13 protein-coding genes, 1 pseudogene and 1 riboswitch are annotated in these 14486 nt (G+C 31.9%); of the genes and pseudogenes, 11 read left to right on the plus strand and 3 right to left on the minus strand.

Annotated features, from left to right (window positions below; all coding sequences use genetic code 11):
* Positions 1–88 precede the first annotated feature (88 nt).
* The 3 genes from ABH955_RS04980 (at position 89) to ABH955_RS04990 (ending at position 4258) form a co-directional block, all read left to right on the plus strand.
* Entirely contained in the window at positions 89–2215 is a 2127-nt protein-coding gene (locus ABH955_RS04980) for a peptidoglycan D,D-transpeptidase FtsI family protein (RefSeq protein WP_404490929.1), read from the plus strand.
* A gap of 77 nt (positions 2216–2292) precedes the next feature.
* Positions 2293–2823, plus strand: a complete 531-nt coding sequence (lepB, locus tag ABH955_RS04985) for a signal peptidase I (RefSeq protein ID WP_404453706.1) — start codon at positions 2293–2295, stop codon at positions 2821–2823.
* 256 nt (positions 2824–3079) lie between these two features.
* Positions 3080–4258, plus strand: coding sequence for a macrolide family glycosyltransferase (locus tag ABH955_RS04990; protein ID WP_404453709.1), 1179 nt, complete (start codon positions 3080–3082; stop codon positions 4256–4258).
* A 49-nt stretch (positions 4259–4307) separates the two neighbouring features.
* Here the strand turns inward: ABH955_RS04990 and ABH955_RS04995 are convergent, their stop codons facing one another.
* Complete coding sequence (locus ABH955_RS04995; protein WP_002136616.1) at positions 4308–4991, minus strand: aspartate/glutamate racemase family protein; 684 nt, start codon at positions 4989–4991, stop codon at positions 4308–4310.
* A 150-nt stretch (positions 4992–5141) separates the two neighbouring features.
* Positions 5142–5257: riboswitch (SAM riboswitch) on the plus strand.
* A 139-nt stretch (positions 5258–5396) separates the two neighbouring features.
* Here ABH955_RS04995 and ABH955_RS05000 point away from each other — a divergent pair.
* The 4 genes from ABH955_RS05000 to ABH955_RS05015 all read left to right on the plus strand — a co-directional run bounded on the left by ABH955_RS05000 (position 5397) and on the right by ABH955_RS05015 (position 8683).
* Positions 5397–5945, plus strand: coding sequence for an ECF-type riboflavin transporter substrate-binding protein (locus ABH955_RS05000; protein ID WP_404453712.1), 549 nt, complete (start codon positions 5397–5399; stop codon positions 5943–5945).
* A 10-nt stretch (positions 5946–5955) separates the two neighbouring features.
* Entirely contained in the window at positions 5956–7656 is a 1701-nt protein-coding gene (locus tag ABH955_RS05005; protein WP_404453715.1) for an ABC transporter ATP-binding protein, read from the plus strand.
* Positions 7649–8449, plus strand: coding sequence for an energy-coupling factor transporter transmembrane component T family protein (locus ABH955_RS05010; RefSeq protein ID WP_219302469.1), 801 nt, complete (start codon positions 7649–7651; stop codon positions 8447–8449). Before ABH955_RS05005 ends, ABH955_RS05010 begins: the two co-directional genes overlap by 8 nt.
* Before the next feature lie 135 nt (positions 8450–8584).
* Positions 8585–8683: a YjcZ family sporulation protein gene (locus ABH955_RS05015; protein WP_000007808.1), complete on the plus strand. Its 99-nt coding sequence runs from the start codon at positions 8585–8587 to the stop codon at positions 8681–8683.
* A gap of 99 nt (positions 8684–8782) precedes the next feature.
* Here the strand turns inward: ABH955_RS05015 and ABH955_RS05020 are convergent, their stop codons facing one another.
* Both ABH955_RS05020 and ABH955_RS05025 read right to left on the minus strand, forming a co-directional pair.
* Positions 8783–10102, minus strand: coding sequence for a LytS/YhcK type 5TM receptor domain-containing protein (locus ABH955_RS05020; protein ID WP_404447700.1), 1320 nt, complete (start codon positions 10100–10102; stop codon positions 8783–8785).
* A 46-nt stretch (positions 10103–10148) separates the two neighbouring features.
* Positions 10149–11031 (minus strand): annotated as a pseudogene (locus ABH955_RS05025) (protein kinase).
* 126 nt (positions 11032–11157) lie between these two features.
* Between ABH955_RS05025 and ABH955_RS05030 the strand changes: the two are divergent.
* The 4 genes from ABH955_RS05030 to ABH955_RS05045 all read left to right on the plus strand — a co-directional run bounded on the left by ABH955_RS05030 (position 11158) and on the right by ABH955_RS05045 (position 14418).
* A complete protein-coding gene (locus ABH955_RS05030) occupies positions 11158–11676 on the plus strand; it encodes a GrpB family protein (RefSeq protein ID WP_404447703.1) in 519 nt (172 codons plus the stop codon).
* 109 nt (positions 11677–11785) lie between these two features.
* Positions 11786–12316 (plus strand): hypothetical protein, encoded by a 531-nt coding sequence (locus ABH955_RS05035; protein WP_404453721.1) that lies wholly within the window; start codon positions 11786–11788, stop codon positions 12314–12316.
* 12 nt (positions 12317–12328) lie between these two features.
* Positions 12329–13003, plus strand: a complete 675-nt coding sequence (locus ABH955_RS05040; RefSeq protein WP_002141982.1) for a response regulator transcription factor — start codon at positions 12329–12331, stop codon at positions 13001–13003.
* Positions 13000–14418, plus strand: a complete 1419-nt coding sequence (locus ABH955_RS05045) for a HAMP domain-containing histidine kinase (protein WP_098168276.1) — start codon at positions 13000–13002, stop codon at positions 14416–14418. The genes ABH955_RS05040 and ABH955_RS05045 overlap by 4 nt, the downstream gene beginning before the upstream one ends.
* Positions 14419–14486 lie beyond the last annotated feature (68 nt).

A 14486-nucleotide genomic window follows, 5' to 3' on the forward strand; every position in this document is an offset into this window, starting at 1 on the left:
ACAAAGTAATGTATGGAAATTGTACATTATTTTTAATATAGAAAGCTTAAAATTATTAGAAATGTTGTAAGGAGGAGATTATGACAAGGTGAAAAAGAAAGAGAAAAAGAGTGGTAGAGCACTACCTATACGATTAAATATTTTATTCTTTTGTGTGTTTTTATTATTTTCTGGAATTATAATCCAGTTAGGCAAAGTACAAATTTTCGATGGAGAAACATATAAAAACGAAGTAGAAAAAAGAGAGAATGCAACTGTTAATCTTACAGTACCACGGGGCAAAATTTATGACCGTGAAGGTAATCCAGTTGTTGACAATAAGTCTTTACGTACGATTACATATACAAAGGTGAAAGGTGTAAAAGCGGAAGAAATGTTAAAAACCGCAAGACAACTTGCAGCAATAATTGAAATGCCGCAAGAAGATATTGATAAGTTAACCGAGACTGATAAGAAAGATTTTTGGATGCAATTAAATCCAAAAGTTACTCAAAACTTAGTATCTAAAAAAGAAATAGATACGTTTAGGGAAAAGGATATTAATGGAAAAGATCTAGACAAAAAAATAGAAGAGTTAAAAAGAAAGCGCATCACAGATAAAAATCTTCAAGAATTAACAGCCACAGATATAGAAGTGTTAGCTATTAAAAGTAAAATGACTTCAGGTTATCAAATGGCACCTCAAATTATTAAAAAAGATGTTAGTGAAAAGGAATATACTGTGATTAGTGAAAATTTAGCAAATCTCCCAGGTGTAGACGCATCAGTTGATTGGGAAAGGCTCTATGTAAATGATGGCTTATTCCGTTCAGTTCTTGGAAATGTTTCGAATGCTAATGAAGGATTACCACGTGAACGATTAGATTATTATTTAGTGCGTGAGTATAGCCGGAATGATCGTGTTGGGAAAAGTTACATCGAACAGCAATACGAAGATGTGCTTCATGGTACGAAAAAAGAAGTAAGAAGTATTGCTGATAAACAAGGTAATACAATTAGAACTGAAACAGTTTCTGAAGGAAAAAGCGGCAAGAATTTAACTTTAACAATAGATATGGAATTACAGAAAAAAGTAGAAGAGAGCATAGAAAAAATATTAAAGGCCTATAAAGGTTCAGAATCGATGTTGGACCGTGCTTTCGTTGTAATGATAAATCCGAAAAATGGTCAAGTATTATCAATGGCAGGGAAAAAATTAGTAGAAAAAGATGGGAAAACAGAAGTTGAAGATTATGCTTTAGGTACGATGACAAGTTCATATGAGCTTGGATCAACTGTTAAAGGTGCGACAATATTGACTGGTTTTGAAACGAAAGCTATAACACCAGGTACTTATTTTTATGATGCGCCTATGAAGTTTAAAGGAACTAAGGAGAAGAAGTCTTGGAAAGAGTTTGGAAATATAGACGATTTAAGAGCGTTACAAGTTTCTTCAAACGTTTATATGTTTAATACAGCATTAAAAATTGCAGGTGTGGATTATGTGAAAAATAGCTCATTAAATATTAAACAGGAATACTTTGATAAAATGAGGTATTATTTCAGGCAATTTGGATTAGGTGTTCCAACAGGTATCGATTTACCGAATGAAACAGCTGGACAAATTGGTAAAAAAGATAACCAGCCAGGTTTCTTATTAGACTACTCAATTGGTCAGTATGACACGTATACACCGCTTCAGCTTGTACAGTATATTTCAACAATCGCAAACGGTGGATATCGAATGAAGCCACAAATTGTTCAAGAGGTTAGAGAGCAAACCGCGCAAAAAGATGAGATTGGTAAAGTGGTGCATTCAGTAGAACCAATCGTTTTAAATAAAATAGATATGAAAGAGGATTATATAAATCAAGTAAAGGAAGGATTTAGGAGAGTATTCCAAGAAGGTGATGGAACTGGAGTAAGGGCATTCCAAAAAGCACCGTATAAACCAGCGGGAAAAACAGGGACAGCACAGACAGTATACGGTGGAGAAAGTGATATTGGAAGAAATGAAAAAGGTGAGCGAAGAGAATGTTATAATTTAACGTTAGCAGGATATGCGCCATATGACGATCCAGAAGTAGCATTTTCTGTTGTTGTGCCCTGGGTTATAAATGATAAATCAGGTATTAACTCTGATATTGGAAAAGAAGTTTTAGATGCTTATTTTGATTTGAAAAATAAGCGATTAACTGGCGAAGCACCAAAAATAGATGACTCTAAAGAGAATTAAAATATACGAAACGTCTCTAGCAATTATATGAACTAGAGACGTTTTTTACATACGAATAGTTTAGAAATGAGGTATATATGAAGCAATTGATTCTAAAAGATTGGAGAAAAATATGTAGCTATATTTTAATTATAATAGGAATTATTTTTATTAATAAGTTATTTTTATTTTGTATTGTAGAAGGAATTTCGATGCAACCTACTTTGAATGAGAATAATCGCATACTAGTTAATAAGGCTAGCATCTATTTTTCTTCTTTTCATCATGGTGATGTTGTAATAATAAAAAAAGAAGACTCGCCTACATACTACGTGAAGCGAATTATTGGATTACCAGGGGATAACGTACAATTAAGAAACGATGTGTTATATATTAACGGTAAAAAGCGAGATGAGTTGTATATACAGTTAGATATGTCACAAGTATCAAATCGTTTTTCAAACTTTAGAGAAATGAAAGTTCCCTCGCATAAATTATTTGTACTAGGTGATAATCGTAATCATAGTATGGATAGTAGGAATACACTTGGACTGATCAATGAGTCACATGTAATAGGTAAAGTAAAAATGGTATATTATCCATTTGATCAAATAAAATGGTTAAAATAATTCTATTAGATATGCACGTTTTACAAAATAAATCATATATTGATAGCATAGGACAAGCAGAAAAGCTTATCCTAACCTCACAGAACACTCCTTATCACAGTTAGGCATCTACATTTTATGTAGATGCCTTTTTCAATGTCTGATAATTATTTATCAACCTAAAGTAGTAAGTATATTGGGACTATTAAGGGGAGATTGCTTGTAATAATAACAGTACGATTAATAAGAACATTGAATTGTAAGGAGTGAGAAATAAGTGATGAACATTTTAATAGTTAATTTCCCTGCAGAGGGACATGTAAATCCTACATTAAGTTTAGTAAAGGCCTTAACTGAAAGAGGTGATAACGTACACTATATTACAACGGAAAGCTTTAAGGAAAGGCTTGAAGTTTTGGGAGCCATTGTACATACTCATCCGGATTTATTAAAGGAGATTTCTATTGATAATGAAACTTCATATGGATTAAAATCTTTCTTTCATGTACATGTTCAAACTTCTTTATACATATTAGAAATTACGAAACGATTATGTAAAAGCATTAATTTTGATTTCGTAGTTTATGATATATTTGGTGCTGGAGAGTTAGTAAAGGAATATTTACAAGTTCCAGGCATAGTTTCCTCTCCTATATTTTTAATTCCACCAGTATTATTGGAAACCTTGCCTTTTCATCCAAATGCAGAAATACAATTCCAACCCGATGAACTCTCTGAAAAGTTACTGTATCAAATGGAACATGAATTTGGAGTAAAGCCCAAAAATAATCTTCAATTTATGCATAATAAGGGAGATATTAGTCTCGTGTATACAAGTCGTTATTTTCAACCTAATAGCGATTCGTTCGGAGAAGACAATGTTTTTATTGGACCGAGTATTATAAAGCGCAAAACAAATGTAAAGTTTCCACTTGAATTGCTTTCAAAAAAGAAAGTTATTTATATTTCAATGGGAACACTTCTCGAAGGGCTCGAACCATTTTTTAATACTTGTATTGATGCTTTTTCAAATTTCGAAGGGATTGTAGTAATGGCGATTGGTGATAGAAATGATATTTCAAAAATTAAGCAAGCGCCAGACAACTTTATTATAACCCCTTACGTACCTCAATCAGAAATATTAAGTGAAGCAGATGTTTTTATTACACATGGTGGAATGAATAGTGTGCACGATGCAATCCATTATAATGTCCCATTTGTGATAATACCGCATGATAAAGATCAACCTATGATAGCGCAAAGATTAACTGAGCTTGAGGCAGCACATAGATTATTGAAAGAGCATGTTAATGTGCAAACTTTAAAAAAGGCGGTAACAGACGTTCTTTCAAATGAAAAGTATAAACATGGCATTCGAAAACTGAATGAAAGTTTTTTAGGGTGTGGTGGTTCCAAAAGAGCCATTGCAGTTATTGATGCTCTTTTAAATAAATAGTTCGGACAATATAAAAGCATAGAGGCTCTACCTGTATGCTTTTATATTATTATCCAGCAAATTGTACAGCAGTATTTGCATGTAAATAAGCAGTATCAAAAACAGGAACAGTAAGGTCATTTTGGGAAATAAGCAATGGTATTTCAGTACAGCCTAGTAATATTCCTTCCGCACCATTTTGAATTAATGAATTGGTAATTTGTATTAGTTTTTCTTTTGATGTTTCTGAAATAATTCCTCTACTTAATTCATTTAATATGACGTGATGGATAAAAGTTCTTTCTTCGTCATTTGGGATAATTGTCTCAATGTTATATTTTGCTAGTCGTGATGTATAAAAATCTTGTTCCATCGTTTGTTTCGTTCCTAATAATCCGATCCGTTTTATATTCTGTTCTACCATTTCTTTAGCACTTACATCACCGATATGAAGAAGTGGGATTGATATTGCTTGTTCTACTTCCTCAGCAAATAGATGTACAGTATTAGAACACATTAGTAAACATTCAGCTCCTGAGTTTTCTACCTTTTTTGCTACCGTGACTAATTCATTTTTCACTTCTTCATATTGATGGTTTTGCAATAATGTAGTTACCTCCCCAAAGTCCATGCTATATAAAACAAGCTTCGCATTTTGATCATATTGAGAGAGAGTTAGTGTATTAATATGTTTATAATATAACGATGTTGATTCCCAACTTAGTCCGCCAATTAAGCCAATTACTTTCATCATGCATTCCTCCCGTAACAATTTTGAATTTATTATTTCATAATTCCGATAAGAATACAATGATTTAAATGAACTATTTATCGAAAAATAAAAATAGTAAGAAAAGTATTGAAATTATTTATTGTTAGTGCCATAATACAGATTACAACTACATACTTATCCAGAGAGGTAGAGGGAACGGCCCTATGAAACCTCAGCAACCCCTATGTAATTACATAGGAAGGTGCTAATTCCGCAGAGGACACTATGTGTCTTTTGAAAGATAAGGGGATTCTTGTACGTGAAAGAAAATGACCTCTTATTTAAGAGGTCATTTTTTGTTGTATAGAAAGGAAGTGTCGATGCATAATTCATTTTCAAAATAAATATAGAGTATTAAAAGTTGAATAATACGAGAGGGGAATTGTAATGAACAAATTAACGACAAAGCTAGTAGTAGCTATTGGAATTGGAGCAGCTTTATACGGGGTATTAGGGCTTTGGGGATTTTCTATCGCACCGAATACATTTATTAAACCCGCATTGGCTATTTTAACAGTTTTTGGAGCGTTATTTGGCCCAGTAGCAGGACTTTTAATAGGACTCATCGGTCATACCGTTACAGATACGATCGCTGGATGGGGTATTTGGTGGGGATGGGTTATTAGTTCAGGTATTATTGGATTAGCAATGGGACTCATACAAAAAAGAGTTGGTTTTAGTGTAAAACATGGAACGTATAATAACCGTGATATTTCTTATTTTGCAATTGCAGGGTTAATTGGTATTGTCATAGCTATTATATTTGCTGGAGCATTCGATATTATTGTGATGGGAGAACCGTTTGACAAAATAGCTATACAAGTACTAGGCGCAACAATTGCAGACGTTATCGTATTTTTAGTTCTTGGCTTACCAATCACGATCGGTCTAGCGAAATCAAATAAGAAACATACACATTTAAAAATTGAAAAGTAGGGATGAATACATGCAACCAATTATTTCTTTTGAACAATTTACCTTTCAATATAGGCATACCACGCAGCCTACTTTAAAAGATATTACATTTCAAATATATCCTGGGGAAAAGGTACTTATCGCTGGACGAAGTGGTTCAGGTAAGTCAACATTAGCTCATTGTATAAATGGGCTAATCCCATTTTCTTACGAAGGGATAAGTACCGGTAACATTTTAATAGCTGGAAAGGATCCGAGAAAAGGTAGTGTTTTTGAACAGAGTAAACACGTAGGGACAATATTACAAGATCAAGATGCACAATTTATAGGCCTTACTGTCGAAGAGGATGTAGCATTTGCATTAGAAAACGATTGTGTAAATCAAATAGAAATGAGAAAGATTGTTACGGATTCTTTAAAAAAGGTAAGCATGCAGGACTTTCATACACAAAGTCCACATGAATTATCAGGAGGTCAAAAACAGACAGTCTCTCTTGCAGGTCTGCTAACGACAAATGCAGATATATTATTATTTGATGAACCGTTAGCTAATTTGGATCCTGCATGTAGTTTGAATACAATAGAACTCATTAAAAATATACATGAGAAATATAATAAAACAATTGTAATTATTGAACATCGAATAGAAGAAATATTAAACCTTGATTTAGATAAAATTATTTTAATAGATGAGGGAGAAGTTATTGCCGTTGGTTCACCGGATAGTATTTTAAATTCTGATATATTACCAAATATCGGACTAAGAGAACCTATTTATATAGAGGCGCTAAAGAAATTAAATTTTGATAGTAATAATGTTAGGGTATTTCCAATTGAAAATCTTCGTAATGCAGACGTTCATAGCCTATTAAAGAACTGGATGCATAAGCAAGTTTCATCAAAAAACAAATATATTAAAAAAGCTTTATGCAAGATAGAAAATTTATCATTTACGTACAATAACAAACATACAGCCTTAGAAGATATCAACCTTTCAATAGGAGAGGGAGAAATAGTAGCGTTATTGGGTCATAATGGAGCAGGGAAATCGACATTAGCTCATACTCTTATAGGAATAAATAAAACAAAGAATGGGAGAATAACATTCGATGGAGAAAATATAAATTGTTGGTCTATTCGTAAACGCGGGGAAGTTATTTCTTATGTTATGCAAAACCCAAATCAAATGATTACACAGCCTACTGTTTTAGAAGAGGTTTCATATTCATTACAATTAAAAAAGGTTTCTAAAGATGAGATTGAGACAAGAGTCGAAAAAGCTTTAAGAATTTGTGGATTATATCCATTTCGTAACTGGCCAATTCAGGCATTAAGCTATGGACAAAAAAAGAGGCTTACTATTGCATCTGTACTTATAACAAACCCAAAACTTATTGTATTAGATGAGCCAACAGCTGGACAAGATTATTACCATTACAAACAGTTTATGTCGTTTATTAGAAAACTGGCTAAAAGGGGCACATCCTTTATTATTATCACACACGATATGAATCTTGCTTTAGAATATGCAGATCGAGCGGTAGTTCTGCATGAAGGGAAAATTATTGCGGACAATACTGTATCTGCTGTTTTAAGGGATCGAGGAACGTTACAAAGAGCTAATCTACGGGAGATTTCATTAATAAAACTAGCTAAATTAAGCGGAATTCCAACTCCAGAAACATTTGTGAAACTTTATATTGAAGCTAATAGGAGGGAGGAATATGCATAATACGTATTTTTATCGTATGGATGGTGCAATTAAATTATCTTTATTTATATTTTGTATGACACTTACTTTTTTATTTTTTGATTTTCGTATATTGCTAATTTTATTTATTGTTGGATGTATCGGCCTCTTAATTGCAAAAATTCAATTGCGTAAAATTATAGTTATTTTCAGCGTTATATTTACATTTAGTTTATTAAATTCCGTTATGATTCTTTTCATTACGCCCACCCATGGATCGGAATTAACGGGATCGTATACCTCTTTTTTTTATATAGGTTATGCAACAATTACATATGAAACTTTATTTTATGCAGCTACACTTTCATTGAAATATTTTACGTTATTACCATTTACACTTCTTTTTATTTATACAACTCATCCAAGTGAATTTGTGAGCAGCTTAAATAAATTTGCTGTTCCTTATAAAATTACATATGCAATAAATATTGCACTGCGTTATATACCAAGCATTCAATCTGAATATATAATCATTAGACATGCGCAGGAAGCAAGAGGCGTACCTTTTGAAAAAGGAGAAGCGAGCTTGTGGATTCGTATGAAAAACCGTGTTTTAATTTTTTGGCCACTTATTATTCATTCCTTAGAAAGGATTGATACTGTTTCAAATGCAATGGATTTAAGAGGTTTTGGAAAAAATGATAAACGAACGTGGTACTATGCAAAAGACGCACAAAAGGAGGATTACATCACACTTTTTGTTGGTATTATCATTTTGATTATTGCAGTTTACTTAAAGCTGAATGTATTCCAAAGCTTCTGGTACCCATTTTAAAGCACTCTCAATAGAGTGCTTTTACTAATTTTTATGAAGACATGCTCAAAAAAGGGAGATATACATACTGTATAATACGAACCAGTTAAAATGATCAACTACCTATTAGTTTTCAAACCAAAAGGAGGAGAAAATATGAGTTTCGGCGGTTCTTGTGGTTTTGGTGGAGGTTTCGCTTTATTAGTTGTGTTATTTATTTTATTAATTATTGTTGGATGTAGTTGTTGGAGCTAAGGGTACTAATTTCTAATTAGTCTCTTCTAAATGTAAATTAAAAAAACATAGCAGATACTTTTTGTATCGAAATAAAAAAGGAGCCATTATGCTCCTTTTTTATTTAGTATGCAACGTGCTCTCATTATTATATTTTGGGAATGTAATAGTTAAAGTAGTTCCTTTATTAACGATACTTCGGATTTTTAAACTGCCTCGCATCGTTTCAATAATTTTAACAGCAACCATCGTTCCTAAACCCGTACCTTTCGTTTTCGTACTAAAATATGGTTCGCCAAATCGATTAATTTGCTCTTGCGACATTCCAACTCCACTATCTTGAATCCTTATTATGACCTTATTATTGCTAACAGTTGCAGAAATAATTAGATTACCGCCACATGGCATTGCTTCTATACTGTTTTTTATTAAATTTAAAAAACATTGATGGAAGTGCTGTGTATTACCAATAATTGTTCCCTCTGAGAACTCTTTTGTAATATTAATATTATTCATGTTACAAAAAGGCAACATCATATTAATAACTCGATTTAACTCGTGCTCCACTGAAATATGATCTAGTTTTTCTGAAGCTGGTTTGGCAAAAGTTAAGTAATCATCAATAATTGCTTGTGCACGATTTAACTCTTCAAGAATATGTTCAATATACTCATCTTTGGATTGTTGAGTTATATTGGGTGTTTTTAAAAGTTGTGTAAATCCTTTTACAACAGTCAATGGATTCCTTACTTCATGTGAAATACTTGCAGCGAGTTGGCTGACAATCTCCATTTTTTCAACTTTTATTAATTTTGATCGCATAAATATTGCATCTTTTAAAACCTCATTAAAATAGACCATAAATAATATTAAAATAGTTGGTAATAGAATGAAATAAATAATGTACAAATTATTCACTTCAAAATCTGATAGAGTTAAAACAATTACTGTTGTAAATATTGCAAGGAAAAAAGTTAAAAACATAGATGAAGTTACTTTTATTTTCCTATTGTATGTATTAAATTTTGATGATGCGAATGCTGTAATGATTAACATCGTTCCATAAACAATGATTGTTAACAGGCTAAAACCATAAAACATAAAACGTATTATTAATAAAATCATGAGTAATGCAATACCGACTGGAAATCCACCATAAAGTGTACCAATTAAAAAGGGGATTTGTCTTAAATCATGAATATAATTTTCATCCATATAGATGGGATACCGCATACATAAAATTAGTGGGATACTCGTACAAAGAATGATAAGTAGTTTCTTATATTTCTTCCCGAAGTACCCACTATCATAAATAAAATAAAAAACAAATATACTGCTTAAAATATAAAGAAGATTATTTAAAACATTTTGATTAATGTAAACAAAGTTCATAATACATGCCCCGTTATCCTGAATTTCAATCCCATATGTATTATACATTATAAAAGTGCAAGTTTTACATGTACTTTTACAATGTATGTAGTTTTTATAGATTTTCAGTGTTATAGGCTTTTAACCATGCATTATTAAACTCTTCCATTGACGCATAGCGCTCACTACGATTTTCATTTACAGCACGGTATGCTACTTCATATAAGCCTTCACTAGTTTCCCATTTCATAAAGGAACGATCTTGCCCGCCACCTAGTAGTGCAAAAGCTATAGCCCCCATATTAAATACGTTTGTTTGTCCGTCTATTATAGAGTTAAGTTGAAACTCTTCAGGTGACATAAAACGAGATGACCCCCACATTCGTCCCATTTTATTTACATACGGTTTGTTACTGTATAAATCAATATCACAAATTTTTATTTCATTAGTTTTAAAGTTGTACAAAATACTACCGTCATAAAAATCAATAGCTACATAGTTTTTGTGTTCAACGTAAGTATGGAAATTAAAAATAGAATTTAATGAAACTAGCCTATTTTTAACGGATAATTTTTTATATTTATAAAATGGTGAGTTAGGATTAGTATATTTTGCTGGGGGGAGGGAAACTCCAGTGCGAGTGAAGACATTCACCGTCAAACCAATCAAAAATTAAAACATATCCATGTTGTACAGGGTAGTGATCAATTAAACTTATAAGAGAAACGTGTTTTAATTCATTGTATATAGTAACTGAGCTTTTTAATCTTTGTATAGCTTCATTTGTAGAAGCATTATATGAGAGTGTTTGTGCCCCTGCATATTTTATAAAGTTCTTTTTCCCATTCTTTTCAACACCAAAACTTATATTACCGGAATCTTGTTGGTCAAAAACCGCAAATACTGTACCTAGTTTTGTAAGCCAATCAAAATTATGATGTTTTTTTAGTTGGAATGTTATAGTATCTAACTGAATTTTAACTGGAATATCTTTCATAATTCACCTCAAATTTAATATAATTAAGTTGTCCATTACAGTATTCGACATATTTTGTGAAATCCCTATATTTATAAATTTAAATTTTATAAATATAATAATATATAGTTATAAGGAGGAAAGCAAATGGATGGAAAAATCATAATTAAACCGTACCAACAATATTGGCATACAGAGTTTTTAAATGAAAAAAATAAAATTGTGCCGTTACTCCATGAAGAAATTATTGCTATTGAACATATCGGAAGCACAGCCGTAGAAGGGTTAGGGGCTAAACCTCTTATTGATATGATGATCGGCGTAACAAATTTACAAATTACCGGGAATTGGAGGGAAGCCCTAGAAGAAATTGGCTATGAACATGTTCCTAAAAAAACACCTAATTGGCGTTTTTTTAGAAAAGGTAAATGGAGAGCTGGTACCCACCATTTACATATTTATATTTATAATAGCGAGGAATGGAGGAACAACCTTTTATTTCGAGACTTTCTAATAAATCATGAGTGGGCACGTGAAGAATATAGAGTATTAAAAGAGATGCTTGCTGCTACCTATCCTTTTGATCGTGTTTCATATACAAATGCAAAAGCACCGTTTATTTGCAACATATTAGAATTGGCCAAAAAAGAGATAAATAAAATATAAGTAGTTTGCAGATTCTCATTTTATTTTAATCTTTCTCTCATGTTATTCTCTCTTTTACTTGATACACTGCTGATTATAGAGCTTTTGAGTCAAAAGGAGATTATATAAAATGGAGAAAATACTTAGAAATAAATATTTCCATATATATGTTAAAATAATTGGTATTACTATTATTGTTTGTAGTGTAGAATTGCTATTTATTAATGTTTTGTACGGGAATGAATTAAATGTACAATGGCTAAATAAGAAATTAGGTTCTTTAGGTGAATACGGGGTAATTATAGCTGCATCATTATGGTCCTTACGTCATATATGGTTATTTTTAAAGAAGAAACATATTCACGGATTTAAAATAATTAAAGAGCTATATCTTTTTATAAAACATTTTCATGTATTAATTGGATACGCTGTAATAGCCGTTGCGACTACTCACGGTATTTACTTTTTAATAAAAGGAAGTCGGCATATTATGCTAGTATACAGTGGTATATTTTCTCTTTTAACCTTAATAACATTAGGGGTTGCGGGATTTGTTTTACAGAAATCTAATCAGAAAACAAAATTGAAGATGTATCGAAAAGCACATCAAATTATTGCAGTCATATTCGGAATAGGATTGCTTATTCATTTAATCGTATAGGAGGAAGTATCGTTGCAACATATACTAATTATTGAGGATGAGGAAAGCTTAGCAGATTTTTTAGAATTAGAATTAAAGTATGAAGGATATATAGTAGATATACAACTTGATGGAAGAAAGGGATTAGAAGCAGCACTTGAAAAGAATTACGATCTCATATTACTTGATTTAATGTTACCGGGATTAAACGGACTGGAAGTATGTCGTCGACTAAGAGCAACTAAAAGTACACCTATTATTATGTTGACTGCTCGTGATAGTATTATGGACCGTGTGACAGGGTTAGATAGTGGAGCTGATGATTATCTTCCAAAACCGTTTGCAATTGAAGAACTTTTAGCACGTATGAGAGTGATTTTTAGGAGAGAAGAAAATACAGAGCAAAAGCACGCATCATTTCTTTCGTTTAAAGATCTACAGCTTCAGATTGAATCTCGAACTATAACTAAAGGAAATGAAGAAATCGAACTTACAAATAAAGAATTCGAGCTACTGCTTATGTTTATGAAAAATATTAATCGAGTTCTTACCCGTGATATTCTACTGGACCAAGTATGGGGATATGATGCAATGGTTGAGACAAATATAGTCGATGTGTATGTTCGTTATTTACGTAATAAGTTACATAGTTTAGATAAGGAGGAGTATATCCAAACAGTCCGCGGTGCTGGATATATAATGAAATGATAAAAAACATTGTGTACCGAATTCGAAATTTACCTATAAAGTGGAAATTAACACTTTGGTCCACTACACTAGTATTCATTTTGTTTATTTTGTATAGCACGTTACAATTCATTGTAATTAATAAGTGGACTATAGATTATGAACAGAAACAAATAAACAGACAATTGACAGAAATAGCGGCATATTTTCAAGATAAAAACGAAACGCTCTCGAGCAAAACATTTGAAAACAGTAATGAATTTCTTAACAACATGATTGATAAACATCAAATGATTCGTATTATCGGAAATGATGGAAAACCCATTGTTACTGTTTCGCGAGATTTTAATGAATCGTGGATAGAACCAAAAAATGTTACACAAGATGAATCATTTATAAAAAGACATATAGAAGATCGAATATTAGTTGAGCGCATACCAATTCAAACAAAAAAATTCACGGGAACTATTGAACTTACGAAAAACTTAGAGACATTTGATCATTTATTAAAAATTATCTTAGTGGTAATGGTCTTTGCAGGGATATGTGGATTAGTGTTTAGTTTTTTAGGCGGAATACTTATAACGAAAAAGCTTTTATCAAGTGTCCAAAACATAACGGATACGATGAAGCGTATTAAGAAAAACGGACTAAATGAAAGAGTTCCAGTACGAGAAAATAATGATGAACTCGCAAAATTATCGATTCTTTTTAATGAAATGATGGATGAAGTAGAAACTTCTTTTACACAGCAAAAACAGTTTGTAGAAGACGCATCGCATGAATTAAGAACACCATTAACAATTATTCAAGGGCACTTATCAATGCTGAATCGATGGGGAAAAAATGATTCAGCAGTATTGGATAAATCTCTTCAATCCAGTCTAAAAGAAGTAGATCGATTAAATAAATTAGTTTCAGAACTGCTAGAGCTATCAAGAGCCGAATCAGAACAGATGCATCCTATAGCAGTCGAACGAGTCCATGTTAATAGCGTATTAAAACAAGTTACACAAAACTTTGCAATACTGCAAACGGACTTTAAATTTGATATGAAATTGGATGCAGATGATGCATATGTTTCAATGCCATCATCTTACTTAGAACAAATTATTATTATTGTAATGGATAATGCAGTGAAATATACAAAAGAAGCTAATAAGTATATTTGTATTGAATCAAGTATACAGTCGGGGGAAATTAATATTCGCATAATAGATCATGGAGCGGGAATACCTGAATCGGATTTACCATTTGTTCTTAACCGTTTTTATAGAGTCGATAAAGCGAGAAGCCGAAAACAAGGTGGCAATGGGCTAGGTCTATCTATTGCAAAACGGCTTGTAGAAAAATATAGCGGAACTATTCAATTAGAGAGTAAAGAAAACGAAGGAACAATTGTTACAATTACATTTCCTGATACTACACATGAATAGTTAAAGGTAAAAAATTCTTTTTGAAAATACTCTTTAAAAGGAGGAATACATTTTGTATTTCCTCCTTT

This window comes from Bacillus sp. RC240 (assembly GCF_044907945.1).
Classification (GTDB): domain Bacteria; phylum Bacillota; class Bacilli; order Bacillales; family Bacillaceae_G; genus Bacillus_A; species Bacillus_A mycoides.